This window comes from Chitinophaga deserti, assembly GCF_003149455.1.
GTDB lineage: Bacteria > Bacteroidota > Bacteroidia > Chitinophagales > Chitinophagaceae > Chitinophaga > Chitinophaga deserti.
In genome coordinates this window covers 53,947-76,230 of record NZ_QFFK01000011.1, presented here as the reverse complement: position 1 = coordinate 76,230, position 22,284 = coordinate 53,947, and the positions used below count along the sequence as shown (strand labels likewise).

Below are 22,284 nucleotides of genomic sequence, written 5' to 3'. Positions count from 1 at the left end.
TTACCTGTTACATCAGTCCGTGTTGCAGGGCCGCTTTCATCATTGCAGCCACATTAGGCGTCCCGAACTTTTGGAGGAGGTTCTTACGGTGTGTTTCTATGGTAAGGGGGCTGAGGTGGAGCATGCCGGCAATTTCGGCGGTGGTTTTACCATCTGCGATCAGGAGGAGGATTTCCTTTTCCCGTTTGGTTAACCGGGGAGTTTCCCGCAACTCTGCCGCGGAGGGCTTAGCCATGATTTCCCGTACTGCTTTACTGAAAGTGAGCAATCCTTCATGTGCTTCCCGGATGCAGCGGATCAGCTCATCGGCCGCCACGTTCTTCAGCATATAACCGGAAGCACCCTGCTGCAACATCTGTAAGATCATGCTGCGCTCAGAGTGGTTGCTGAGGGCGAGGATGCGGGTGGCGGGTGATATCTCTTTGATTTCCCGGCAGAGGTCGAGGCCGCTGGCATCGGGCAGTGTAATGTCGAGCAGGAGGATGTCGGCACGGCCGGTGGCCAGGAAAGCCAGGCAATCGCGGGCATTCCCGAAAGTACCTGTGATTTCTATACCGGAAGCGCCTTCCAGCAGTTTCTGTAAGCCTTCAAGAATAAGCGGGTGGTCATCTACAATGGCGAGGTGTATGGTTTGTCCGGACATGGTATCGGCGGGATGGATGTTGCCCGCATCCGCAAAAGTATCATTTATTCGTTACCGTTCGAAATCTACAGCCCTATCTACCGGAAAACCAGTAGAAAATTTCACCCGGATAGGGGTATTGAAGCGCGCGGGGCATCCCTTTACTTTTGTGTCGTGCAGCATAGCCATAATTCAGCAGCATACATAACCATTATCATACAGGGAAGCCGAAAACTGTGTTAATTCAGAGTAGGCGTCAAAAACAAACTATTATATGAAGACATTGAAAATGCTTTTGTTGCCCGTGCTGGCCTTCTCCATTGGATTCTCAGCCTGCGGTGGTAAAGATGATGATCCGGCTCCGGGCCGTTCCGCCAAGAAAGTACAGTACAAAGCCATCGGCAGCACCGGTGTGAAACTCCATAGTGCGCTGTATGGGTACGATCAGACGATTACCACCGTATCTTCCATACCAGGCAATACCTGGACAAGCCCCGTACTCGACGTACCTGCTTCCGCAATGGGCGGCACCTGTGTGGTAGGCGCTATAGGAGTGGATGCCAATTCCACACTGAAAGTAGAAATGTATATCAATGGTGAACTGAAGAAAACAGGTACCTCCAGTGGTACAACGCTTTCTGCAGGCACTTCTGTAGTATTTTAATCCTGAATTCAGGGGTAACTGCCGCGGTGCAGTCGGTCTATAGAACAGCCGGCCGGGTACGGCCGGTTTTTTCTTTGCCCGTGAATACGGCAGCGTGATTTTGTGTATTTTCAGGAACTGAACCCTGTCATATGCAACACGCAACCGTACAGATTACCCCACTTAAAAATGATGCGCCCACCCTGCATGCGCTGTCTGAATTACTGATATCAACCGTGGCCCATGGTGGTTCCGTCAGTTTCATGCACCCCCTTTCGGAAGCCGATGCCCGTGCTTTCTGGCAGGGCTCACTGGCAGCTGCAGAGCAGGGCGGAAGGATTATATTAGGCGCCTTTGATGCTACGGGCATTTTAACCGGCACTGTTACACTCCTGCTCGACCTGCCACCCAACCAGCCCCACCGTGCAGAGATCGCCAAGATGATGACGGCAAAAGCTCACCGTGGTAAAGGAATTGCCGCTGCATTGCTGGCGGAAGCGGAGAAGCTGGCCCTCCGGCACGGGCGCACCCTCCTCACCCTCGATACCGCGGAAGATGAAGGCGCGGCCGGTTTTTACGAAAAAGCAGGTTATCAACGCACCGGCATCATCCCGGATTTCGCCCTAAAGCCGCATGGCGGCCTTACCGGCACAATCATTTTCTGGAAAAAGCTTCACCCCGCTGCTTCCTGAGCAACCAAACAAATCTGTCATGCACTTCCCTTTCCTGTCACTCAGGCTATGCCTGCTAATTCTCCGTTTATCCCTTGCTGTTATTTTCATGGCCCATGCCGTGGTGCGTATTGCCAATGGCACCATTCCCCAATTTGGTGGTTTCCTCGAAAGCAGGGGGCTCCCTGCCGGCGAGGCGCTGGTATGGGCTATTACCGTGTTTGAAATTGTGGCCGGCCTCTTACTGGCTGCCGGTAAATACGTACGCTGGGTAAGCGCGGGTTTCGTATTGCTGCTGCTGGTGGGGATTATCCTCATCCATGCCGAACTGGGCTGGTTTGTAGGCGAGCATGGTTCCGGCGGCTGTGAATACAGTTTTATCCTGATTGTAGCCCTCATGGTAGCGGCGGCGGCCGACCGTACCGATAACTGATCAGGGCTGGCGTACCAGCACTTCCACTACCTGTCCGTTTTCCCGGACGGTCAGCTCCGTAGCCTGCTCTTTCCGGGAAAAGGTAAAAGTGAGTGCGCGCTCCTTCATAAAAAATGTATCCGGAGATTCGGGGAAGAATGCAGCCGTTTTTTTACCGGATATCATTTCCAGTCTTCCATCTTTTACGGCAACCTCCAGTTCCGACTGCGGGCCTTTGTATTTACCTGCCCAGGCCTGCAATTGTTGGGCTGTGAGGGTAATGGCCTTCTTCTCATTATCATATGGTGCCGGCCCATGGTCAAAACTTAATATGCGCGTCATCTTCCATTCCCCGTTCTCCAGCAGCCAGAGGTGCGTAAACCGCGCATGCCCCTCGCGGCGCGACTGCCCGTTCTTCACAATGAAAAAGTAATGTTCCCCGCTGATAACGGCCCCGTATACGGTATCAGCCTTCCGCATGGGGTAAACCGTCACGGTGCCGGGCAAAGCCTCTCTCCTGAGCCTGTAATCGCCTGCGGGATTGCATGGCCCTGCGGTGAAGCTGGCGTTCAGTTTATCCGCTCCCAGGGTTATGCCGCCTTTGTCGTGGTAAAACTCCAGGTCTTTACCATAGAAGGATGCCATTTGCGGAAGGTTGCAGGTATTATAGGCATGCCAGAAAAGACTGTCCTTTTCCAGTATCTGCTGTGAAACAGCAGCATCGGTTTGTGCACGGGCACTGGCAGAAACAACAAGAAGCAGGAGGATGTATCTGAAGCTGAAAGGGTTATTTTTCATGGGAAAGCGAAAATTTTAAGTTGATGTTATAATATTACACCAAACATCCCGTACTTTAATTTGTTACTGTAATTGGAATTGAAGAAACATCAGACATGATAACCAAAGGACAACCAGCATTATGAAAAACACAGAACGATTCAGCGGGCGAGCTGAGCATTATATTAAATTCCGACCGCATTACCCGCATGCCATCATCTCCTGCCTGGAGCAGGAAGCCTGTTTAACGAAGGAATCTGTAGTGGCGGATATTGGATCCGGAACGGGTATCTCCTGTTTGCCTTTCCTGGAAAACGGCAATATTGTATATGCGATAGAGCCGAATCAGGAGATGCGGGAAGCATCCGTAAGGTTGCTGCATGGCCACCCGGGGTTTCATGCCATTGGGGGCACAGCGGAGAAAACCACCCTCCCCGATGGTTCGGCAGATATTATCGTGGCCGCACAGGCCTTTCACTGGTTCCATGGCAGCGCGGCACGTACGGAGTTCCTGCGTATCGGTAAACCGGGAGCCTGTACCGTACTGATGTGGAACGAGCGGGATGTACATGATGCATTGGGGAAAGAGTATGAAACACTGTTACAGAAGTATGCCGTTGATTATAGGGAAACCAACCACCGCAACGTAGGCCCTGCGCAGCTGTCGGCCTTCTACTCTCCTGCCGTTTACCGTGCACATGTGTTCCGCAATGCCCAGCAGCTGGATTTTCAGGGTTTGAAGGGAAGATTACTGTCTGCATCCTATGCCCCGCAGCCCGGCCACCCACGGTATGAAGAAATGACCGCGGAACTGGCGGTGCTGTTCGCCAAATATGCCATTAACGGAATGGTGAAATTCATGTACACCACGCGGCTCTACATTGGGAAGTTGCAATAACCAAATTTTTCAGCAGTATCGTTATGCCAGCCATCCACAGCCTGCAGCAGCAAGGGAAAGGTATGCGCACAAGGGTATGTAAAGCCGGTCGTCATGCCGGGTAAAGCCGTTGTTCCGGATAGTTTTAAACAGGCCCACATACCGGAAGTCGCCCATCACCCGGAGGAAAAACAGGGCGCCGATCAGGTAAAAAACATACCGGGGAAAACGGAGACCGGATAAATCAGGGACCAGCCACGACAGATGTGCCCAGGCAAAACATAATAATACAACCGCCACTCCAAAGGTTGCTGCCTTTCCGGGTTGCATGGCTTTAGCACCGTCTGCCCGCTGCGGCACGGCATTTTCCATACCCCTTTTGCCTCCGGCAGCCCAATATATATGCAGCGCGGAAAGGGCGGTAAATATGAGCGTATTGATAGTGAGGAGAAACAGGATCATGTTCCGGCAAATTAGATAAGTAATTGCACTATGCAAAAGAAAGGCGCCCTTCGCAGGAAGGACGCCTTTTATATTCTGAGTATTGTGATCAGGCGTTTTGCTTGCGCACGTATTTGGTGAGGATCACAATCAGCTGTCCTTCGATTTTGCCTTCGATCTGTTCTGTATTGTTTTCCACCAGCCGGATGTTCTTCACCACGGTACCCATTTTAGCGTTAAGGGAAGTACCCTTTACGTCGAGGGATTTGGTGAGTACCACGGTGTCTCCATGTTGCAGCTGGGTACCGTTACTGTCGAGGTGCAGTTCCACCACATCGTCGTTATCATGATCGCCGGAAGCTTTCGCCCATGCGAGCAGCTCATCGTCGAGGTACATCATGTCCAGCTGTTCGGCAGCCCATGTTTCGTTACGGAGGCGGTTGAGCATTCTCCAGGCTACCACCTGTACGGCAGGTACCTCGCTCCACATGGCGGTGGTGAGGCATTGCCAGTGTTGTGCATCGAGGGGCTCTTTACGCTCCAGCTGTGCGCGGCATTTGCCACAGGTGGCAATTGCGGTGTTGCGCATGGCTTCGGGCGCATGCGGTACTTCGTATGCAGCCAGGTCCTCCGTGGAGGTACACAGTTCGCAGCTGCTGTTGCTGCGTGTTTTCAGATCATCGGGCAGTTTCATATGCGTCTTGCTTTCAAGGGCGCAAAGGTACGATTTTCATTTGGCGTTGCCAGACTACTTCACTTTTTTAAACTGTTCCTGCTCCCGAACGCGTATCATAAAGCCTTCTTTATTGAATAAAACATCGGCAGGCGCCTGCTCCACCCAGAAGAATACCGAGTCGCTGGCGGGCTTCAGTGTTTCTTTATGCTGGCCTGCCTGCATCTGTAAAACCCCGTCTCCTGCAGTAAGCACCACGGTGTCGCGCTTATTTCGCACATAGGTGCCGGAATACTTAGCGAGGGTTGCCGGGGCAATGGCTACCTGCTTGTACCGGTGGCGGCGCTGGGCAAGCAGCCAGGTATACAAACTGTCGTTATTGTAAGCAGCCACCCAGCTGTCGTGCCCCGTTTCGGGGTAAATGGTGAATTTGATATTGGGCTGGTAAGGCTTCAGGGCTTCTATCATGCTTACGCTGGCGCTGAGGGGTACGGCATTATCCAATGCCCCGTGGAAGCACCATACGGGTATATTCCGCATCTTCCAGGCATCAGACGGCCTGCCGCCGCCGCAGATAGGTACTATGGCTGCCAGCTCGTTAGGATAGCGGGAAGCAAACTCCCAGGTGCCGTAACCGCCCATGCTCAGGCCGGTCATATACACACGGTCGTTATCCACCCGGTAATTCCCTTTCAGGTCCAGCAGCAGGCGGTGCAACAGGCCCGCATCCCAGCCACCGAAATCGGATTGGGGAGATACCACGATGAAGGGTAATTTTTTCCCCGCTGCTATCTGCATGGGCGGCCCATGTGCAGCAACCCTGGCAAGTTCCATCCCGCTTTCGCCGGAACCGTGCAGGAAGATCAGCAATGGCCATTGCTTTGTAGTATCCTTATTATATCCTTCCGGGAGGGATAAGAGGTAACGCACGTCCAGCGAAAACCTGGCAGGCGTTTGCTGCGCGGCGGCGGTGAAACCGAGCAGCAGTAAGAGGGGAACAAATAGACTTTTCATAACAGGAATTTACGGGATTTTTCTACGGTTGTTGCCACCGGTGGCCTGAATATTGTGAAATTCCTGTAAACCTTATAACCATGGATAAGATCAAAGATTTCTTCCAGGCATACGAACAACGGTTCAATGATGCCATACAGGGCAAAGCGGAAAATCTGGAGGCCTTTGCGGGTGTGTTTGCCGACTGCTTCGTACAATCTACCCCCGCAGGTGTGCAATGCGGTAAAAACGATAACTCATTCATTAAAGCGATGAAGGAAGGCTACGAGCATTACCGGAAGATCGGTACAAAGAGCATGCGCGTGGCGGGGCTGGATGTCACCAAAATCGATGATAATCACTGCATGGCAAAGGTGCATTGGGATTCTGCTTACGATAAAGACGGGAAAACCATCCGCATAGAATTCGATGTATGGTACATATTAACCACCATTTCCGGAGAACCTAAGATTTTTGCATATGTAACTGGTGATGAAGAAAAAGCGATGCGGGATAACGGACTTATTCCGGAAAAATAAAAGCGGCAGCGGAAAAATGTCGCTACATTTGCAGCATGCGAAACAACATGGTCAGCCTGGGTGATGCCCTGAAAGAATACCTGAACAAAAGCCGCCTGAAACCGCGGCTGATGGAAGTACGTGTTCAGGAAAACTGGGAACAGGTAGTGGGTAAAACCATCGCGCGGTACACAGAGAGCGTTCACCTGTACGATGGCAAACTGGTGATTGTTACGACTGTGGCGCCCCTTAAGCAGGAGCTGAATTATTCGAAAGATCGTATAGCGGGATTGGTGAATGATATGCTGGGAGAAAAGGTGGTAACGGAAGTGATTATCCGTTAGTTCTTCGTCAGCTTCCTTTCGTCAGAAATGGTATTCACAATACGCGTAATATCATCCATAGAAAGTTTCGTACGCAGGTGCAGCATCATCATCTCCCCTTCTTCCTGCACCAATACTACCAGGTTATCAATCCTGTCTTCATTTTTACCATTACTCATCAGGTGAATATTGGCGTTCTTGTGGCGTACTTCCACAAGGGGTTCAAATTTATTATCCTTCTCTAACTTCTCCTTTAAAGCACTAACGGTTTCACTGGAAAATACCCCGTTGTCCATTTCGAGGGCGTATACGCGCATTCTTCTCACTTTCTTCAGAGCCCATTTAATGTCTTTCATCTGTCCGTCCAAAGCACGGTCGGGTATGAACCAGCTTACCACACGGAAGGTAAGGAAGCCCAGTCCTATTCGGTGGGTGGTGGCTACGTCGTAGTGCTGGACCATAAAAGTCCGGAGTGTTTTACGCTGCGCGCTGGCAGTGGAGGCAAACAGGATGAAGATGGTAGCGATAAACAGGGAGCGGATCATATTGATATAAGTTTTCAGGTAAAGGATGGAAAAGGATAAGCGGCCGCGGATGGAGGACGGCGGCTTGTCCGTTAGTTGTGTCATTTAGGGCCTTTTCTGCCCTTTGGACCTTTGGTGTCTTCGCCGAGCTTACCGAGATTGTCGAAACCGTCGATGTTCATGTTTCCGGCGATCTCGGAGATCTCGCTGATGCTGAAGTCGCCCAATACCAGTAAAGCCAGGAACTCGTTGGAGCTGCCTACGAGCATTACCAGCTCTGCAATGTTGCCTTTGGCGTTTTCGCGCACCATGAATTTAAGGTCAGAGTCTTTGTCGCGGAGGCTCATGAGCTCTTCCATGCCGGTACCCAGGAATTGCGCAGCTTCGCGGTAAAGCTTCTGCCCTTCTTTCGTGTCTTCCTTAATAAGAATCCGGAGGCCTTTCAGTTTGCTGGCGAGGTTCATGACCTTTTTGGCATCGGGGTCATCAGAGCTTACTTTCGAAAACATGGAGAACATTTTCGGTGTAATGTTGATGACGGTGAAAGACTGGTCGTTCTGATACTTCTGGAAGAATTTTTCGATGGTGGTTTGCGCCTGGGCCAGCTGGCTGCTGCACAGAATGCATAGTAAGGCGACCAGTGGGATAATGCGTTTCATGTTCAATTTGAATTAGTGATCAATCAAGGTTATAATATGCGGATCTGGAATGGCCGTTAGTTTTTACCCTGTACCTTTTCGGTGGCTTCGCTGAAGTACCCGATCTTTTCCATTTGTGTTTTACCACGGTTCAGGTTTTTAGACAGCAGCTGCAGGGCGCGTTGTGTTTGTTCGTAAGCCAGTTTGGGATCGGAATAGGTATCCCTGAAGGCCAGTTCATCTGATTGCTTATCCCGGAAGCTGTCTGCCGAATAAAGCAGCCCGCCAGCTACGAGTACTGCCGCGGCGTATTTCATCCAGTTTTGCCAGATGGGGCGTACGATGGCAGGTGGTTCATCCCATGGAGCGGGGCGGTCGGTAAACAGCTCCGGCATTTCCGGAACGTCACTACAATCGTGGAAGTAGCGGAACAATGGAGCGGCTTCCTGGAGATCTGCGGGCAGCGCTCCTTCATGGCCGGCGTAAAATACGCGCAGCGCCTCTTCCTCTTCCTCTGTGCTCTCGCAGGCCCAATACTTCCCCAGCAGGGCCCTGATGTCATTGTATTCCATATACTTGCAGGTTTTGTAACTGCTCACGCACCTGTTTACGGGCGCGGTGCAGGTTAATTTTTACTTCCGCCAGGCCTATTTCAAGCGTGTCGGCAATTTCCTGGTAACTGAGTCCATCCATATCCCGGAGCTGCAGTACGGTCCTGAATTTCTCCGGCAGCCGGGCAATGGCCCCGTGCACCCTGCGCATCACATCACTCTTTTCAGCGTGCTGGAGCGGCGTCTGATGCGCGGCAGGCAATTCCCCGGCTCTGTCCAGATCATCTGTTGCCCGGTACTTCCGGCTTTTCAGCCGGTCGAGCGCCAAGTTACGCGTAATACGCATGCACCAGGCTTCCAGGCTTTGCAGCTCGGGCATCTTCTCCCGGTTATTCCAAACCCGGATAAATGCGTCCTGTACTACATCCTTCGCATCTTCCTCATTCCCGAGCAGGCGGTATGCAAAGCAGTAAAGCTTTTGCCTGTACGGAAGGATGAGGGACTGAAATGCGCTGGATGTCATTGTTTCGTTTTAGAATGGCAGAAGGAGGCGGTTTCCTTCGTTGTTACAGAAAGAAGACGACTGCCATTTACATTTGTTACAAAATAAAAGGAAATATTTTTTGTATTACTGAAAATCAGGAGGTTAGCCTTATGCGGGGATCGATCAGGGTATACAGGAAATCTGCCAGCAGGTTGATCACCACAAATATTCCGGCTGTAAATAGCACGGCCCCCATCACTACGGGGAAGTCGAATTTCTCCAGTGCGTCCACCGTTACCTTGCCTATCCCCTTCCACCCGAAGATGTATTCCACGAAGAAAGCTCCTGCCAGCAGCTCGGCAAACCAGCCGGTAATAGCGGTAATAACAGGATTAAGGGCATTGCGGAGGGCGTGGCGGAACAGTACGGTCCGGCGGCGGAGGCCTTTGGCGTAAGCGGTGCGGATGTAATCCTGGCTCAGCACATCGAGCATGGCGCTGCGGGTGAGCTGCACGATAATGGCCAGTGGCCTGATGCCCAGCGTGAGTGCGGGCAGGATGAGATTGTTGAGATTGAGGACGCGGCCCCGGAAAGGGTCAATGTCGTAGAGGCTCCCGGTCATGTGCAGCCCCGTCCAGTCTGCCAGCACGAAGCCGAAAAGGTATGCCAGCACGATGCCTGCAAAGAAGGAAGGCGCGGAAATACCGGTTACACTGGCAAATACGGCCCCTGTGTCCATCCAGGTATTCTGTTTAACGGCGGAAAGGATACCCAGCGCTATGCCCGCCACGGTGGCGAAAAGCATCGCGGCCAGGGCCAGTACAAGGGTACCGGGAAGGGCTTCCGTCAGTATCTCCCATACTTCTTTCTTACTCTGGTAGCTCCGGCGCAGGTTAGGCGTTTTCAGGGCAAGGGAATTATCGTTCCCCACGCCGAAAAGCCGCAGGGCGCCGCCGGATTCCTGGTATTGCTGCGGTGTAAGGATGCCTATGGGGGACAGATCATTCAGATAATACATGAACTGTACCCCCACGGGCTTATCCAGGTGCAATTCCTTCCGTACGTTCTCCAGCGAGGCCACGTCTGCCCGCTGCCCCAGCGTCATACGCGCCGGATCGGCGGGCAGTACGTTGAACAGCAGGAAAACGATCACCACCACGCCCAGGAGCACGAGGAGGCCGTAGCCCGTTTTACGGAAGAGGAATCGCAGCATATTGCTTACGGTATATCGTTATAATGGTATTTCGCCACTACGGTGCCGCTGTTCAGGATCAGCAGACAGGGATTGCTGCGGCCGGCCGTTTTGATGGCGGTACCATCCATCTGCAGGAATTCGAAATGAATACCGCGGTTGGCTTTGAACTGCTCCACGGCAGCCTGGTTAGAGCTGGTAACACCCATCAGCACGATCTTGCCTTCTGCAGCCTGTTTCTCATAGGCCTGCATTTTAGCCTCCCAGCCACTGCCGGCTTTGGCAACGTCCAGTACAAGGAAGAGGTAAACGGGCAGCGACTCTTTCAGGACGCCGCGGTTCATATTGTTGCCGTTAAAGTCGTTCAGGATGAAGTCTTTAATAGCGGGTTCGGCGTTACCTTTCTTAATGAGCTTGTCTTTGCGGTCCACGAACTTCCACAGCGTATCCTGCCAGGGGTAGTTTTCGGTAGTGAATTCCTGCTGCTTACCGTCTTTTTCATAGATCATCACGGTTTCATACACGTCGGGCGTGGAGCCGGGAGGAGCCTGCATCTTTTCAGGGATGTTGTTGCCTATTTTGTAAGGAAGGCAGTCCACCACCGGCAGATGCGAAAGGGTATACCATTGCAGCACTATAGGGAAGAGCACGGCGAAGATCATGATACCGGCATTGATGCGCGGTGGAAAGAGCGGCTGGATGCGCTTGTGATAGATGAAGATCACGAGGATCATCACCAGCAGGATGATATCTTTCCAGAACGACTGATCAGCGGTGAGCTTGATACAGTCACCGAAGCAGCCGCATTCACGGATGAGGCCGCTGAAGAGGGCGAAGCCGGTCAGGAAAGTGAAGAAGATGATGAGCAAAAGAAGCAGGAACGAGAAAAAGCGCATGCGGTAGCCGATGAGTACGGCAAAGCCTGCGATGATCTCGAAAGCATTCATGATGAGGGACAGGGTAAGGGAGAACGGGATCATGAAATGCATATGCAGCACTTCAAAGAACTCGTCCATTTTGTAGCTGAGGCCTAAAGGGTCGTTGGCTTTGATCAATCCGGAAAAGATGAACAGCACCCCTACTACGATGCGAAAAATAGCGATGATTGGTTTCATAGTGGTTAAAGATAGGAATGTTAAGGCTTTTCTTCAAGGAGAATAAGCGCGAATACGGCATAGTTCACGATGTCGACGTAATTGGCGTCGATCCCCTCGGAAATAAGTGTTTTTCCGTCGTTACGGAGTATCTGTTTAATACGGAGGAGCTTGGTGAGGATGAGGTCCACGAAAGACTCCTGGCTCATACTGCGCCAGGCTTCGCCATAGTCGTGGTTCTTGGCTTCCATAACGGTGCGGATGAATGCGGCCTGTTCGTCGTAAAGGGTGGTAACCTTTTCTACGGGGAGGTCCGTGTATACGTCGTCGGAAGGCAGTTGCAGCTGAATGAGGGCGATAACGCCGTAGTTGATGATGGCGCGGAATTCTCCGGCAATATCGTCTGCCACCTTTTGCACGCCCGTTTCCTGGATGGTACGGATGCGCTGGGCTTTAATGAATATCTGGTCTACGATGGAAATGGGGCGCAATACGCGCCAGGAAGTACCGTAGTCTTTCGTCTTCTTCAGAAAAATGTCCTTACTGCTGTCGATCACCTGCTGGTATGTCATTCAATTGCTGATTTAAATTGCGTGTAAAGGCGGCGGGAAATGAAGGAATTACGGTAAATTTGGCCGTATATCACTTTAATAATCACTGCCTCTTGCGTTTCAAAAATACATCATTACGGAAAGATTTCACCATTAGCTGCCGGGGAAAGTTGCTGAGCCTCGCAGAGCCGCTGGTAATGGGGATCATTAATGTGACCGATGATTCCTTTTATGCAGACAGCCGCAGCCGTGAGCTGCACGATGCCGTTGTCCGTGCGGAAGACTTACTGGCAGCAGGCGCCGCCATCCTCGACATCGGTGCCCAGAGTACCCGGCCGGGTGCGCCTGAAGTGGGCGCCGCCGAAGAAGCCGCCCGCCTCATCCCTGCCATCCACGCTATATTATATAAGTTCCCTGAAGCCGTGATCTCCATCGATACCTATCACGCCTCCGTGGCCGAGAAGTGTATCCTGGCGGGGGCGGCTATCGTAAACGATATCAGTGCCGGGGATATGGACCCTGAAATGATCCCTACCGTTGCAGCCCTCCGTGCGCCATACATAGCCATGCATATGCAGGGCACGCCTGCCACCATGCAGAAAAACCCTCAGTATGAGGATGTAGTGCAGGAAGTGCTGGATTACTTCATTCAGAAAACGGAAGCCTGCCGCGCCGCCGGTATCCATGATATCATCCTCGACCCCGGCTTCGGATTCGGTAAAACGCTGGCACACAACTACCAGCTGCTCCGAGGGATGGAGATGCTCCATATTGTGGGGGCGCCAATACTGGCGGGTGTATCCCGCAAGTCGATGGTGTATAAATTATTGGGAACCAGTGCCGCGGAAGCTCTGAATGGAACCACGGTGTTACATACCGCCGCACTGGAGCGGGGTGCATCCATCCTCCGGGTGCATGATGTAAAAGAAGCGGTGGAGGCAGTGCGGATTGTTTCTTTCATGGAAAGCGCGTAGTTGCCAAATATTTCTATTTTTACAGACATATGAAGGATGTATACCAATTTTACGGATTTGAGTTTCGATGGCTGAATGTTGTGGACCTGCTGATAGTGATTTTCCTTGTTATCCAGTTGTACCGCCTGCTGAAGGGCAGCCTCGCTTTCAATATCTTTATCGGACTGCTCATGGTGTATGCAGCATATTTTGCCGTACGCTCCCTGCAGATGCCGATCCTCACCAATATCTTAGAGAATTTCATCAACATCGGCCTCATCGCCATTATTATCATCTTCCAGCCCGAGATCCGGAAGTTTTTGCTGGTACTGGGAAAAAAGACGCCGCTCAGTAAAGATTCTTTCCTCACCAAGCTCTTCCTGCCCGACCGTTTCAAAAGCTATAAGGAAGAAGAGCATATCATCAATGAGATCATTGTAGCTGTAGGACATATGGCTGCCAGCCAAACCGGCGCACTCATCGTGATCTCAACCACCTACCGTGTGAAGTTCGATACCGCATCGAGCATCGCCATTGATGGTAACGTGAGTGCCAAGCTGGTGGAAAGTATTTTTGAGAAGAACAGTCCCCTGCACGATGGTGCGCTGATCATTGTCGGCAACAAGATCCTCGCTGCCAAGGTGATCCTGCCCATGTCTGAGAACCCTAACCTGCCAACCCGTATCGGGATGCGACACAGAAGTGCCGTAGGTATTACGGAGCATAGCGACAACCTGGCTATTATTGTTTCGGAAGAACGGGGAACGATCTCTTATGCGCAGGACGGACAGCTCGTACAAAACGTATCGCTGGAAGAACTGAAGGTGAAGTTGTATGAAGTATTGGTAGACGGATTGTAAGGATCCGGTTATTCATAAAACATTAACATCCCTCCGCAGCCGCGGGGGGATTTTTTTTCTAAGTATATACAATCCTGCCGGCACTAAAAGCAGCACTTATTTACCGGCAGTAGTCTTAAAAAACTATTACGGTATCCGTACTATATTATTGCTAAGCTTTTACTATGCTTATACTACAGCCATATAGTAACAATACGGTTGTAATACGGTTAGACTACGGTTTTAATACGGTTACAATACGGTTAGAGCACGTAGAATGCAGTAATAATAAGGGTTCTGCACAATTTTAATACGGTAACAATACGGTTATAATACGGTTGATGGGGGGATTTATGGAAGTGTAGCCTCTATAAATACAAAGTCCTCCCGTTTTACCGGGAGGATCTATGTTTGGGGGGATGATGATAGTAATGATCGAATTATGTTAGTGCCGGCTGAGCCGGAATGTTGTCTGATAATCGCTTACCCGGAGCTTGTATTCGCCGTCGGGCAGGGCGGAAAGCCGGATGGTGTACTCGCCGTGGCAGTGGCCTCCATCGAGCGGGATGATCTTAACCGGCATGTTTTGCCCGTTATAGATGGTACAGGGTATCATGCCTGCCTGACGTTCCAGCGTAGAGATCTTCAACCGTATACTGTCGTTGTTCACAGTCAACAGTGACGGCGCGGTTAGGTATGTATGGATGAAAACTAAAATACTCCAGTATTGCATAAAGAACCTTTTTACTTGGTTGACGGCAGGTTCTTGTACAGGAGATGATTATTGGATAAGATGGTCAAATATACAACTATTTAAATTCTTTCATATTTCAATTTTGTTAACTCAGTGTTAAGCGGTCCTGCGCCACGCCTGCGGCGGGTTTCAGGCAGAATTGAAACCCTGCAATCGATAGGCATTTTAACAGGTAAATACCCTGTTATCAGAACACATCTTCCAGGTGAAGGATCTCCGGCGTACAACCCGGAATAATGAAAACCGACAGTATATCGAACCGTATCTGTCGCACCCCTTTCCCATACCTTTCCAGCCACTGCTCCGCCACCCGCCGCATATGCTCCTCCTTCTTCCACCCAACCGCCTCCTCCGGCATCCCGAAATACTTCGAGCTGCGGGTTTTTACCTCCATAAAAATGATGGTATCGTCCTTCCCGGCAATAATATCCACCTCCTTCCTCCCCGCCTTCCAGTTACGGTGCAGGATGTGGTAACCGTCTGCCTCCAGGTGCTCTGCAGCCAGCTGTTCCCCTAATTTCCCGAGTGTATGGTCGCAAGACATGCGTTTTTGTCTATTTTTACGGCTTAATAAAGGAAAAGTATGCGAGACCCGAATTTATTTTACCTGACAGGAAAAGTCCAACATTACGCCTGGGGCGGCTTCCGGTATATTCCCGAACTGCTGGGTCTGCCCGTTACCGATCAGCCCAGTGCCGAATACTGGATGGGCGCACATCAGAGCGCTCCATCCATGCTCCGGTCTGATGGCAATAACCAGCCCCTCAATGCCTGGATTGCTGAAGACCCCGCAGGTGCCCTTGGCGCCGCCGCAGCTTCCCGCTTCGGAGAACTGCCCTACCTCTTCAAGATCCTCGATGTGAAAGATATGCTCTCCATCCAGGTACACCCTACCAAAACGGAAGCAGAAAAAGGTTTTGCGCGGGAGAACGAAGCCGGCGTACCCCTCAATGCTGCAAACCGTAATTATAAAGATGCGAACCACAAGCCGGAGATCATGGTGGCGCTGAGCGACTTCTGGCTCCTGCACGGCTTCCTCCCAGAACCACGCCTCCGCAGTGTATTGTCCTCCGTTCCGGAGTTCGCATCCCTCCTGCCGGTGTTTGAAAAAGATGGCTACTTCGGCCTCTACAAAACAGTGATGGAAATGCCACAGGAAGAGGTGAATACGCTCCTGCGCCCCCTCGCAGAAAGAGCCCTCCCTGCATACCGCGCAGGCTCACTCTCAAAAGAAGATCCCGCATTCTGGACCGGCAGGGCCATCGATAACGATCCCCAGGGAATGGACCGTCTCGATCGCGGCATCTTCTCCATCTACTTCTTTAATATTATGAACGTGGCTCCCGGTGATGCCGTGTTCCAGGACGCAGGTATCCCCCATGCCTATCTCGAAGGCCAGAACGCAGAACTGATGGCGAATTCAGATAACGTGCTCCGCGGTGGCCTCACCCCCAAGCATATCGATGTGCCCGAGCTGCTGAAGCATACCCGCTTCGAAGCCGTACATCCCAATATCCTGAAAGGCGATCTTATCCACGACGGAAAGGAACGCATATACCCCACCCCGGCACCCGATTTCGTGTTAAGCCGTATCAGCCTCCGTGCAGGTGAAACGTATAGCCACACTGCCGAAGCGCCCGAAACATGGATCGTGCTGGATGGCACCGGCCGTGCGGAAGGCCCGGGTGGCAACACGCTCAACCTTGCCAAAGGCACCACGGTGTTCGCCGCATATAAAGCCGCATACAGGATTGTATCCGGTGTGGATCTGGTGATTTTCAAGGCGGCAATCCCATAATTGGTTATATTTGTAACAAGCAAACGAGCGCATTTATGAAGAAAGAAAATTTATCCAACGTTATCCTCGTAACCGTGCTGATCTTCATCAGCATACTGGGACGGCTGGTGACCAATTATTTCGAGATCTATAACTTTACCGCCCTTGGCGCTGGTGCGCTGTTCGCAGGTGTAATGCTGAAAGACAAGAAGTACGCATATGCAGTGCCCCTTGTTTCTCTCCTCCTGAGCGATCTTTTCTTTCATTTCTTTACCAATATCCAGGGTATCTATGGCGGCGAAATGCTGTTCGTATATGCAGGGTTCATGCTGGTAACCTTCATCGGTACCCGCATCCGTAAAGTAACTGCCGGCCGTGTATTCCTCGGCGCGGTAGCATCCGGACTGATCTTCTTCCTGATGTCTAACCTCGGCACGTTCCTTTTCCGTGATCTGTATCCGCACACATTCGCCGGTTTGCTCACCTGCTACTGGTCTGCCATTCCGTTCTACAAACAGGACCTCTTCGGCAGCTTCTTCCTCAACACCATCATGGGCAACGTATTTTACAGCGCCCTCCTGTTCGGCGCCTATGCCGTACTGAAACCGGTGTTCGTGCGCAAGGAAAGCAAAGAAACTTCCATCGCATAGCATATTGCATAAGGCACATAAAAAAAGCGGTCTGGTTAATTCCCGGACCGCTTTTTTATTTCCTGCAACTACTTAATGCTCCCATTGCAGGAACCAATATTCTTCATGCCGTACCTTTTTATAATCCGGCAGCTTCACCGGTACGCTGAACAAAGGGCAATCCGTTACCAGCGTATGAAACTCCCCGTTTTCCCCGCATACATCCACTCCTGCAGCCTCGAGGTCAGCAATGAGTACATCATCCATTTCCCGGCCCAGAAATTCTTCTCCCAGCACGGTATTACAGGAAACAATGCGGCATTTAAGCCCCTGTTCCAGCATGCGGTATACCAGAACTTTGCGTTCCTGCTGCCAGAGGGGCAATAGTGCTGTAAGCCCAGCGGCGGAACAAACCTTCTCTTCCCAGTCGCGGTGCGGCTGAAGGTCGATGTCGCCGAATACGGCGGCGGTAGCGTTGTAAGTGGATTTAAGCTGGCGGAGGGATTGCACGAAATGGGTTTCGTATTCCTTCCAGGTAGAGGGTTGCAGCAAAACGGGCAGTCCCAGCGCCGCGGCCTGCTGTTCCAGTAAGGAAGGCGGCAGGCCGTGGGAGCGGGATATCTGCCCGTTCTCGTTCAGTACGTTCAGGAGTGCAACAGGCCTGTGGCCCTGCTTTACGGCGGTCATCAGCGCAAAACAGCTGTCTTTCCCGCCACTCCAGGAACAAATGATATTTTCAGGGGGATTAGTCATCCAGTTTAAGTACGGCGAGGAATGCTTCCTGCGGTACTTCCACGTTACCGATCTGGCGCATACGCTTCTTACCCTCTTTCTGCTTTTCGAGCAGTTTACGCTTACGGGAAATGTCGCCACCATAACATTTGGCGGTAACGTCTTTCCGCATGGCGCTGATGTTCTCCCTCGCTACGATCTTGGCGCCGATGGCAGCCTGGATGGCGATGAGGAATTGTTGGCGGGGCAGCAGCTCTTTCAGCTTTTCGCAAAGCTTACGGCCGAAGTCCTGCGCACGGGTGCGGTGGATAAGGGCGCTGAGGGCATCCACTTTCTCTGCGTTGAGCAGGATGTCCATTTTCACGATATCGGATTCACGGAAGCCTATCGGGGTATAATCGAAAGAGGCGTAGCCGCGGGTCTGGCTTTTCAGTTTATCGTAGAAGTCGAACACGATCTCCGTGAGTGGCAGTTCAAACATCAGCTCCACGCGGGTGGTGGTGAGGTAGCTCTGGTTCAGGAGAATGCCGCGCTTGCCGAGGCAGAGCGTCATGATATTACCGATGTAATCGGGCTTGGTAATGATCTGTGCACGGATCCAGGGTTCCTCGATGGTTTCCATCTTGGTAGGATCAGGCATTTCGGAAGGGTTGTTTACGATGATCTTCACCCCTTTGGTATCATAAGCAATGAAGCCTACGTTGGGAACGGTGGTGATTACGGTCTGGTTGAACTCGCGTTCCAGCCTTTCCTGGATGATCTCCATGTGTAGCATACCGAGGAAGCCGCAACGGAAACCGAAGCCCAGTGCCTGGGATGTTTCCAGCTCGTAGGTAAGCGAGGCATCGTTCAGCTGCAGCTTGTCCATACAATCGCGCAGCTCCTCGAAATCTTCGGTTACTACGGGGAAGATACCGGCAAATACCATGGGTTTTACCTCTTCGAAGCCCTGGATGGCTTCTTTACAGGGGTTGCTGGCGCGGGTAATGGTATCACCCACTTTCACATCCTTGGCAGTTTTGATACCGGTGATGATGTATCCCACGTCTCCGGCGAATACTTCATTCTTGGGTTCAAGGCCAAGTTTCAGGATGCCCACTTCGGCGGCTTCATATTCTTCGCCGGTGTTGACGAAGCGTATTTTATCGCCTTTTTTGAGGGAACCGTTATAGATCCGGAAGTATGCGATGATACCACGGAAGGAGTTGAATACGGAGTCGAAGATCAAAGCCTGGAGAGGTGCCTGCACATCGCCGGAGGGTGCCGGGATGCGGGTAACGATGGCTTCGAGGATTTCCTCGATGCCGATGCCGGATTTACCGGAAGCAAGGAGAATGTCCTCGTCTTTCACACCGATGAGTTCGATGATCTGGTCTTTTACTTCCTCGATCATGGCGCCTGCCATGTCGATTTTATTGATAACCGGGATGATCTCGAGATCATTCTCCATTGCGAGATACAGGTTGGAGATGGTCTGAGCCTGGATGCCCTGGGCGGCGTCTACCAGCAGCAGGGCGCCTTCGCAGGCGGCCAGTGCACGGGATACTTCGTAAGAGAAGTCTACGTGGCCGGGGGTATCGATCAGGTTAAAGATATATTGCTCGCCGTTTTTGGCGGTATAGCTCATCTGGATGGCGTGGCTCTTGATGGTAATGCCCTTCTCCCGTTCGAGATCCATGTCGTCCAGCACCTGGGCTTGCATGTCCCGGTCAGAAATCGTTTTGGTAAACTCCAGTAAACGGTCGGCCAGGGTACTCTTTCCGTGGTCGATATGCGCAATAATGCAGAAATTCCGGATATTCTTCATATAAAAGACAAAATTACGAACCGTACCACCGCGCGCTACGCGTAAATCATTCGTTATCCGCGGCAGGCAATCCGTAATTGATTATTTGCGCAAAGGTATTAAATTTTAATCTTCTTTAAAGCGGCAAACCGCCTTTTGCGGGTATTTCTTTACTTTTAAAGCTAAAATACAGACCATGGCACTGCAACAATCTTTCGAAGCGGCCGTAACAGCCAGCAAAACGCTTGACACTAAACCAGATAACGACATTCTCCTCCAGCTCTACTCCCTGTACAAACAGGCTACCGAAGGCGATATAAATGTGGAGCCTCCTGCCAATATGTTCGATTTCGTGGGTAAAGCCAAGTATGATGCCTGGAATAACCTGAAAGGCAAAGCGAAGGAGACCGCCATGCAGGACTATATAGATCTCGTGAATCAGCTGAAGAATAAGTAATTTTGAATATGGTACCCAATTATACGATTACGGAGAAAGCACAACATTTCCTTGACCTTGAAGATCAGTTCGGCGCGCATAACTATCATCCGCTGCCGGTGGTGCTCACAAAAGGGGAAGGCGTGTTTGTATGGGATGTGGACGGGAAAAGATACTACGATTTCCTGTCGGGGTACTCTGCCGTAAACCAGGGCCACTGCCACCCGAAGATAGTGGCTGCACTTGTAGAACAGGCTTCCCGCCTTACGCTCACTTCCCGCGCATTTTATTCAGACCTCCTCGGCGAATATTCCGCCTATATCACCCGTTACTTCGGATACGACCGTGTATTGCCCGTGAACTCCGGCGTGGAAGCCGTGGAAACCGCGCTGAAGCTTTGCCGCCGCTGGGGCTATGTCGTGAAAGGCATCCCGGAAAACAAGGCCAAGATCATCGTTTGCGCCGAAAACTTCCATGGCCGTACCCTTAACGTGGTGTCCTTCAGTACCGATCCCGTTGCGCGGCGCAACTTCGGCCCCTATATGCCGGGCTATGAAGTGATCCCGTTCAACGATCTTCCTGCCCTGGCCCGCGCCCTGCAGGATACCAATGTGGCCGGTTTCCTCCTCGAACCCATACAGGGCGAAGCCGGGGTGAAAGTGCCCGACGAAGGATATTTATCAACCGTAAGGCAATACTGCACGGATGCGAACGTGCTTTTCCTTGCCGATGAAATACAGACCGGTCTTGCCCGTACGGGTAAAATGCTGGCCTGCGATCATGAGAATGTTCGCCCCGATGTGCTCATCCTAGGTAAAGCCCTTTCCGGCGGTATGCTCCCCGTTTCAGCCGTATTGGCGGATGATGCCGTGATGCTCACCATTAAACCGGGCGAGCATGGCTCCACTTACGGCGGCAACCCGCTTGCCTGCAAAGTGGCCATGGCTGCACTGGAAGTGTTACGTAACGAGCATATGGCAGAAAACGCCCGGGAAATGGGAGAACTCCTCCGCCAGGGCCTCCGCAACCTGCAATCGCCCTATATCCGCGATATCCGTGGGAAAGGACTGCTCAACGCTATTGAAATTATACATGATAATCCGGATGCTGCATGGGATCTCTGCCTTGCACTGAAGGAGAACGGCCTGCTCGCCAAGCCCACGCATGGCGATAAGATCCGCTTCGCACCTCCCCTCACCATTACTGCCGCCCAGGTAAAGGAATGTGTGGGCATTATTCAGCAAAGCCTCGAAGCGCTGTCATGAGTAAACCGCAAAAAGCCATCCGCAGCTCCGGCTGGAAAACCGACCTCATGATCGGGTTCCCCGACGGCGTGCTGCTCCTGCTTTTCACCACTCAGATCCTTTACACGAAGAGCCTCACGGTGCAGGCCTTCTATACCCTCCACCTCATCATCCTCGGCGTTGCCACGCTCCTGATGATGATTGCAGTGTTCAGGGCTAACCGGGGCGAAGATGAGGAAGGTGTGATGACGCCCGAGGAAGAGCAGAAGCTCCGCAACCTCGACATCCCCCAGCCTACCATCGCCCACATTGCCGGTGAAATGGAAAAAGACCAGGCACAGTGGGAAGCCACCCTCAAAGCCGAAGAAGTACCCCTGCAGGAGTTTGGCCTCCGCCATGCCCTCCGCAGCACCCTGTTCACGGGAGGCTTCTTCTTCCTTGGCGGACTCATCGCTTTTGTGCCTTTCCTGATGCAGGAAGATTTCTCAGCAGCAGGGCGAACCAGTATGATAATCAGTCTTTTGGCCTTACTGGTGTTTGGATGGATGAAGTCCCGCATCACCGGCCAGCACCTCCTGGGCATGACCATGCGCTACCTCCTTACCGGGGGCGTTGTAGTACTCGCCTCCTACCTCATTGGCTCCGCGATATAGACAAACTGATACAAACAAAACAGCCGGCAAGGGATTCCCTGTGCCGGCTGTTTCTTATTAGCAGAAGCTGATTACTTCACATATTTTTTACGGTACATCAGCACACATACAAATGCGGTGAGTGATGCGATGAGCGAAAGCCAGAGACCAATGTGGCGGTCCGGACAAAGCCCCATTTCACAACGGGAATAGAGCAGCAGGTTCCGGAACGACCATGCAGCAAGAAAGCCACCCGTAAAAAGGTTAACGCGGGCTGCCCAGTCTTTCGGAATGAGGAAGAGGATGCCCGTCAGCCCCGCAACGAGGATGCTCAGCTTGCCGGGTTCCCCGAAGCTGGAGCCTTCACTCTGCATACCTGTGTAGGTACGCAGCCCTTCATCGGCCTGTACGGTGATCCAGGGCAGCCAGGCGCAGATGATAACGATGACGATGGCAATAAGGCCGATAATGGCGTTTCTTCTCATGTTCCGGTTTATAATTAGCCCGCAAAGTAAACG

At 51.9% G+C, this 22,284-nt stretch carries 30 protein-coding genes; 13 read left to right on the top strand and 17 right to left on the bottom strand.

What is annotated here, in order from left to right:
• Positions 1–7 precede the first annotated feature (7 nt).
• Positions 8–643: a response regulator transcription factor gene (locus DEV76_RS22395; RefSeq protein WP_109700183.1), complete on the bottom strand. Its 636-nt coding sequence runs from the start codon at positions 641–643 to the stop codon at positions 8–10.
• Positions 644–896: 253 nt separating this feature from the next.
• Here DEV76_RS22395 and DEV76_RS22390 point away from each other — a divergent pair, with 253 nt between their 5' ends.
• From DEV76_RS22390 to DEV76_RS22380, 3 genes are all read left to right on the top strand, one after another.
• Positions 897–1,286, top strand: coding sequence for a hypothetical protein (locus tag DEV76_RS22390; protein WP_157963047.1), 390 nt, complete (start codon positions 897–899; stop codon positions 1,284–1,286).
• Between the two features lie 131 nt (positions 1,287–1,417).
• Positions 1,418–1,957, top strand: coding sequence for a GNAT family N-acetyltransferase (locus DEV76_RS22385; RefSeq protein ID WP_109700181.1), 540 nt, complete (start codon positions 1,418–1,420; stop codon positions 1,955–1,957).
• 19 nt (positions 1,958–1,976) lie between these two features.
• Positions 1,977–2,369 carry a DoxX family protein gene (locus tag DEV76_RS22380; protein WP_157963046.1) on the top strand — a complete coding sequence of 131 codons (393 nt, stop codon included), beginning with the start codon at positions 1,977–1,979 and terminating at the stop codon, positions 2,367–2,369.
• Here DEV76_RS22380 and DEV76_RS22375 read toward each other — a convergent pair whose 3' ends face one another.
• Positions 2,370–3,146, bottom strand: coding sequence for a nuclear transport factor 2 family protein (locus DEV76_RS22375; RefSeq protein ID WP_109700179.1), 777 nt, complete (start codon positions 3,144–3,146; stop codon positions 2,370–2,372).
• Positions 3,147–3,267: 121 nt separating this feature from the next.
• Here DEV76_RS22375 and DEV76_RS22370 point away from each other — a divergent pair, with 121 nt between their 5' ends.
• Complete coding sequence (locus DEV76_RS22370) at positions 3,268–4,023, top strand: class I SAM-dependent methyltransferase (RefSeq protein ID WP_109700178.1); 756 nt, start codon at positions 3,268–3,270, stop codon at positions 4,021–4,023.
• Positions 4,024–4,044: 21 nt separating this feature from the next.
• Here DEV76_RS22370 and DEV76_RS22365 read toward each other — a convergent pair whose 3' ends face one another.
• The 3 genes from DEV76_RS22365 to DEV76_RS22355 all read right to left on the bottom strand — a co-directional run bounded on the left by DEV76_RS22365 (position 4,045) and on the right by DEV76_RS22355 (position 6,130).
• The gene (locus DEV76_RS22365; RefSeq protein ID WP_109700177.1) at positions 4,045–4,464 is read right to left on the bottom strand and encodes a DUF3995 domain-containing protein; all 420 of its coding nucleotides are present in this window, start codon (positions 4,462–4,464) and stop codon (positions 4,045–4,047) included.
• A gap of 88 nt (positions 4,465–4,552) precedes the next feature.
• On the bottom strand, positions 4,553–5,137 hold the full coding sequence (locus DEV76_RS22360) for a PhnA domain-containing protein (protein WP_109700176.1): 585 nt from the start codon (positions 5,135–5,137) through the stop codon (positions 4,553–4,555).
• A gap of 54 nt (positions 5,138–5,191) precedes the next feature.
• Positions 5,192–6,130 carry a carboxylesterase family protein gene (locus DEV76_RS22355; protein ID WP_109700175.1) on the bottom strand — a complete coding sequence of 313 codons (939 nt, stop codon included), beginning with the start codon at positions 6,128–6,130 and terminating at the stop codon, positions 5,192–5,194.
• A gap of 80 nt (positions 6,131–6,210) precedes the next feature.
• Here DEV76_RS22355 and DEV76_RS22350 point away from each other — a divergent pair, with 80 nt between their 5' ends.
• The gene (locus DEV76_RS22350) at positions 6,211–6,648 is read left to right on the top strand and encodes a DUF6841 family protein (protein ID WP_109700174.1); all 438 of its coding nucleotides are present in this window, start codon (positions 6,211–6,213) and stop codon (positions 6,646–6,648) included.
• 35 nt (positions 6,649–6,683) lie between these two features.
• A complete protein-coding gene (locus DEV76_RS22345; RefSeq protein ID WP_109700173.1) occupies positions 6,684–6,971 on the top strand; it encodes a DUF721 domain-containing protein in 288 nt (95 codons plus the stop codon).
• Here the strand turns inward: DEV76_RS22345 and DEV76_RS22340 are convergent.
• The 7 genes from DEV76_RS22340 to DEV76_RS22310 form a co-directional block, all read right to left on the bottom strand.
• Positions 6,968–7,579 (bottom strand): DUF4252 domain-containing protein, encoded by a 612-nt coding sequence (locus DEV76_RS22340; protein ID WP_109700172.1) that lies wholly within the window; start codon positions 7,577–7,579, stop codon positions 6,968–6,970. The genes DEV76_RS22345 and DEV76_RS22340 overlap by 4 nt on opposite strands.
• Complete coding sequence (locus DEV76_RS22335) at positions 7,576–8,133, bottom strand: DUF4252 domain-containing protein (RefSeq protein ID WP_109700171.1); 558 nt, start codon at positions 8,131–8,133, stop codon at positions 7,576–7,578. Before DEV76_RS22335 ends, DEV76_RS22340 begins: the two co-directional genes overlap by 4 nt.
• A 56-nt stretch (positions 8,134–8,189) precedes the next feature.
• A complete protein-coding gene (locus tag DEV76_RS22330; protein WP_109700170.1) occupies positions 8,190–8,684 on the bottom strand; it encodes a hypothetical protein in 495 nt (164 codons plus the stop codon).
• Positions 8,671–9,186, bottom strand: a complete 516-nt coding sequence (locus DEV76_RS22325) for an RNA polymerase sigma factor (RefSeq protein ID WP_109700169.1) — start codon at positions 9,184–9,186, stop codon at positions 8,671–8,673. The genes DEV76_RS22330 and DEV76_RS22325 overlap by 14 nt, the downstream gene beginning before the upstream one ends.
• Positions 9,187–9,301: 115 nt before the next feature.
• Entirely contained in the window at positions 9,302–10,360 is a 1,059-nt protein-coding gene (locus DEV76_RS22320) for an ABC transporter permease (RefSeq protein ID WP_109700168.1), read from the bottom strand.
• 5 nt (positions 10,361–10,365) lie between these two features.
• Positions 10,366–11,454: a BT_3928 family protein gene (locus DEV76_RS22315; protein WP_109700167.1), complete on the bottom strand. Its 1,089-nt coding sequence runs from the start codon at positions 11,452–11,454 to the stop codon at positions 10,366–10,368.
• 20 nt (positions 11,455–11,474) lie between these two features.
• Positions 11,475–12,005, bottom strand: coding sequence for a DUF1599 domain-containing protein (locus tag DEV76_RS22310; RefSeq protein WP_109700166.1), 531 nt, complete (start codon positions 12,003–12,005; stop codon positions 11,475–11,477).
• A gap of 92 nt (positions 12,006–12,097) precedes the next feature.
• On the opposite strand from DEV76_RS22310, the gene folP reads away from it, so the two are divergent.
• Together folP and cdaA are read left to right on the top strand one after the other, a co-directional pair.
• The gene (folP, locus tag DEV76_RS22305; protein ID WP_232827023.1) at positions 12,098–12,958 is read left to right on the top strand and encodes a dihydropteroate synthase; all 861 of its coding nucleotides are present in this window, start codon (positions 12,098–12,100) and stop codon (positions 12,956–12,958) included.
• A gap of 29 nt (positions 12,959–12,987) precedes the next feature.
• Positions 12,988–13,797, top strand: a complete 810-nt coding sequence (gene cdaA / locus DEV76_RS22300; protein WP_109700165.1) for a diadenylate cyclase CdaA — start codon at positions 12,988–12,990, stop codon at positions 13,795–13,797.
• Between the two features lie 424 nt (positions 13,798–14,221).
• Here cdaA and DEV76_RS22295 read toward each other — a convergent pair whose 3' ends face one another.
• Positions 14,222–14,509 (bottom strand): hypothetical protein, encoded by a 288-nt coding sequence (locus DEV76_RS22295; RefSeq protein ID WP_157963045.1) that lies wholly within the window; start codon positions 14,507–14,509, stop codon positions 14,222–14,224.
• 208 nt (positions 14,510–14,717) lie between these two features.
• Positions 14,718–15,074, bottom strand: a complete 357-nt coding sequence (locus tag DEV76_RS22290) for a YraN family protein (protein ID WP_109700163.1) — start codon at positions 15,072–15,074, stop codon at positions 14,718–14,720.
• A gap of 39 nt (positions 15,075–15,113) precedes the next feature.
• Between DEV76_RS22290 and manA the strand changes: the two genes are divergently transcribed.
• Positions 15,114–16,328 (top strand): mannose-6-phosphate isomerase, class I, encoded by a 1,215-nt coding sequence (gene manA, locus DEV76_RS22285; protein ID WP_109700162.1) that lies wholly within the window; start codon positions 15,114–15,116, stop codon positions 16,326–16,328.
• Between the two features lie 35 nt (positions 16,329–16,363).
• The gene (locus tag DEV76_RS22280) at positions 16,364–16,957 is read left to right on the top strand and encodes a DUF6580 family putative transport protein (protein WP_109700161.1); all 594 of its coding nucleotides are present in this window, start codon (positions 16,364–16,366) and stop codon (positions 16,955–16,957) included.
• A 72-nt stretch (positions 16,958–17,029) separates the two neighbouring features.
• Here the strand turns inward: DEV76_RS22280 and DEV76_RS22275 are convergent, their stop codons facing one another.
• Together DEV76_RS22275 and lepA are read right to left on the bottom strand one after the other, a co-directional pair.
• Positions 17,030–17,689 (bottom strand): Dph6-related ATP pyrophosphatase, encoded by a 660-nt coding sequence (locus DEV76_RS22275; RefSeq protein WP_109700160.1) that lies wholly within the window; start codon positions 17,687–17,689, stop codon positions 17,030–17,032.
• On the bottom strand, positions 17,682–19,475 hold the full coding sequence (gene lepA / locus DEV76_RS22270) for a translation elongation factor 4 (RefSeq protein WP_109700159.1): 1,794 nt from the start codon (positions 19,473–19,475) through the stop codon (positions 17,682–17,684). The genes DEV76_RS22275 and lepA overlap by 8 nt, the downstream gene beginning before the upstream one ends.
• Positions 19,476–19,650: 175 nt before the next feature.
• On the opposite strand from lepA, the gene DEV76_RS22265 reads away from it, so the two are divergent.
• From DEV76_RS22265 to DEV76_RS22255, 3 genes are read left to right on the top strand one after another with little or no spacing between them, the layout of a single operon-like run.
• A complete protein-coding gene (locus tag DEV76_RS22265) occupies positions 19,651–19,911 on the top strand; it encodes an acyl-CoA-binding protein (RefSeq protein WP_109700158.1) in 261 nt (86 codons plus the stop codon).
• Positions 19,912–19,919: 8 nt separating this feature from the next.
• Positions 19,920–21,155, top strand: a complete 1,236-nt coding sequence (rocD, locus tag DEV76_RS22260; RefSeq protein ID WP_109700157.1) for an ornithine--oxo-acid transaminase — start codon at positions 19,920–19,922, stop codon at positions 21,153–21,155.
• A complete protein-coding gene (locus DEV76_RS22255) occupies positions 21,152–21,787 on the top strand; it encodes a VIT1/CCC1 transporter family protein (protein WP_157963044.1) in 636 nt (211 codons plus the stop codon). Before rocD ends, DEV76_RS22255 begins: the two co-directional genes overlap by 4 nt.
• 71 nt (positions 21,788–21,858) lie before the next feature.
• Here DEV76_RS22255 and DEV76_RS22250 read toward each other — a convergent pair whose 3' ends face one another.
• Positions 21,859–22,251 carry a hypothetical protein gene (locus tag DEV76_RS22250; RefSeq protein ID WP_109700155.1) on the bottom strand — a complete coding sequence of 131 codons (393 nt, stop codon included), beginning with the start codon at positions 22,249–22,251 and terminating at the stop codon, positions 21,859–21,861.
• Positions 22,252–22,284: the final 33 nt, after the last annotated feature.

Excerpts from the sequence above, each read along its gene's own strand:
- DEV76_RS22320 (WP_109700168.1), bottom strand. The coding sequence starts at position 10,360 with ATGCTGCGATTCCTCTTCCGTAAAACGGGCTACGGCCTCCTCGTGCTC.
- DEV76_RS22385 (WP_109700181.1), top strand. The coding sequence starts at position 1,418 with ATGCAACACGCAACCGTACAGATTACCCCACTTAAAAATGATGCGCCC.
- cdaA (WP_109700165.1), top strand. The coding sequence starts at position 12,988 with ATGAAGGATGTATACCAATTTTACGGATTTGAGTTTCGATGGCTGAAT.
- DEV76_RS22280 (WP_109700161.1), top strand. The coding sequence starts at position 16,364 with ATGAAGAAAGAAAATTTATCCAACGTTATCCTCGTAACCGTGCTGATC.
- DEV76_RS22330 (WP_109700170.1), bottom strand. The coding sequence starts at position 8,684 with ATGGAATACAATGACATCAGGGCCCTGCTGGGGAAGTATTGGGCCTGC.
- DEV76_RS22380 (WP_157963046.1), top strand. The coding sequence starts at position 1,977 with ATGCACTTCCCTTTCCTGTCACTCAGGCTATGCCTGCTAATTCTCCGT.
- DEV76_RS22395 (WP_109700183.1), bottom strand. The coding sequence starts at position 643 with ATGTCCGGACAAACCATACACCTCGCCATTGTAGATGACCACCCGCTT.
- DEV76_RS22295 (WP_157963045.1), bottom strand. The coding sequence starts at position 14,509 with ATGCAATACTGGAGTATTTTAGTTTTCATCCATACATACCTAACCGCG.
- DEV76_RS22390 (WP_157963047.1), top strand. The coding sequence starts at position 897 with ATGAAGACATTGAAAATGCTTTTGTTGCCCGTGCTGGCCTTCTCCATT.
- DEV76_RS22335 (WP_109700171.1), bottom strand. The coding sequence starts at position 8,133 with ATGAAACGCATTATCCCACTGGTCGCCTTACTATGCATTCTGTGCAGC.
- DEV76_RS22345 (WP_109700173.1), top strand. The coding sequence starts at position 6,684 with ATGCGAAACAACATGGTCAGCCTGGGTGATGCCCTGAAAGAATACCTG.
- lepA (WP_109700159.1), bottom strand. The coding sequence starts at position 19,475 with ATGAAGAATATCCGGAATTTCTGCATTATTGCGCATATCGACCACGGA.
- rocD (WP_109700157.1), top strand. The coding sequence starts at position 19,920 with ATGGTACCCAATTATACGATTACGGAGAAAGCACAACATTTCCTTGAC.
- DEV76_RS22355 (WP_109700175.1), bottom strand. The coding sequence starts at position 6,130 with ATGAAAAGTCTATTTGTTCCCCTCTTACTGCTGCTCGGTTTCACCGCC.
- DEV76_RS22250 (WP_109700155.1), bottom strand. The coding sequence starts at position 22,251 with ATGAGAAGAAACGCCATTATCGGCCTTATTGCCATCGTCATCGTTATC.
- DEV76_RS22275 (WP_109700160.1), bottom strand. The coding sequence starts at position 17,689 with ATGACTAATCCCCCTGAAAATATCATTTGTTCCTGGAGTGGCGGGAAA.
- DEV76_RS22360 (WP_109700176.1), bottom strand. The coding sequence starts at position 5,137 with ATGAAACTGCCCGATGATCTGAAAACACGCAGCAACAGCAGCTGCGAA.
- DEV76_RS22325 (WP_109700169.1), bottom strand. The coding sequence starts at position 9,186 with ATGACATCCAGCGCATTTCAGTCCCTCATCCTTCCGTACAGGCAAAAG.
- DEV76_RS22290 (WP_109700163.1), bottom strand. The coding sequence starts at position 15,074 with ATGTCTTGCGACCATACACTCGGGAAATTAGGGGAACAGCTGGCTGCA.
- DEV76_RS22370 (WP_109700178.1), top strand. The coding sequence starts at position 3,268 with ATGAAAAACACAGAACGATTCAGCGGGCGAGCTGAGCATTATATTAAA.
- DEV76_RS22375 (WP_109700179.1), bottom strand. The coding sequence starts at position 3,146 with ATGAAAAATAACCCTTTCAGCTTCAGATACATCCTCCTGCTTCTTGTT.
- manA (WP_109700162.1), top strand. The coding sequence starts at position 15,114 with ATGCGAGACCCGAATTTATTTTACCTGACAGGAAAAGTCCAACATTAC.
- DEV76_RS22315 (WP_109700167.1), bottom strand. The coding sequence starts at position 11,454 with ATGAAACCAATCATCGCTATTTTTCGCATCGTAGTAGGGGTGCTGTTC.
- DEV76_RS22310 (WP_109700166.1), bottom strand. The coding sequence starts at position 12,005 with ATGACATACCAGCAGGTGATCGACAGCAGTAAGGACATTTTTCTGAAG.
- DEV76_RS22365 (WP_109700177.1), bottom strand. The coding sequence starts at position 4,464 with ATGATCCTGTTTCTCCTCACTATCAATACGCTCATATTTACCGCCCTT.
- DEV76_RS22340 (WP_109700172.1), bottom strand. The coding sequence starts at position 7,579 with ATGACACAACTAACGGACAAGCCGCCGTCCTCCATCCGCGGCCGCTTA.
- DEV76_RS22255 (WP_157963044.1), top strand. The coding sequence starts at position 21,152 with ATGAGTAAACCGCAAAAAGCCATCCGCAGCTCCGGCTGGAAAACCGAC.
- DEV76_RS22265 (WP_109700158.1), top strand. The coding sequence starts at position 19,651 with ATGGCACTGCAACAATCTTTCGAAGCGGCCGTAACAGCCAGCAAAACG.
- DEV76_RS22350 (WP_109700174.1), top strand. The coding sequence starts at position 6,211 with ATGGATAAGATCAAAGATTTCTTCCAGGCATACGAACAACGGTTCAAT.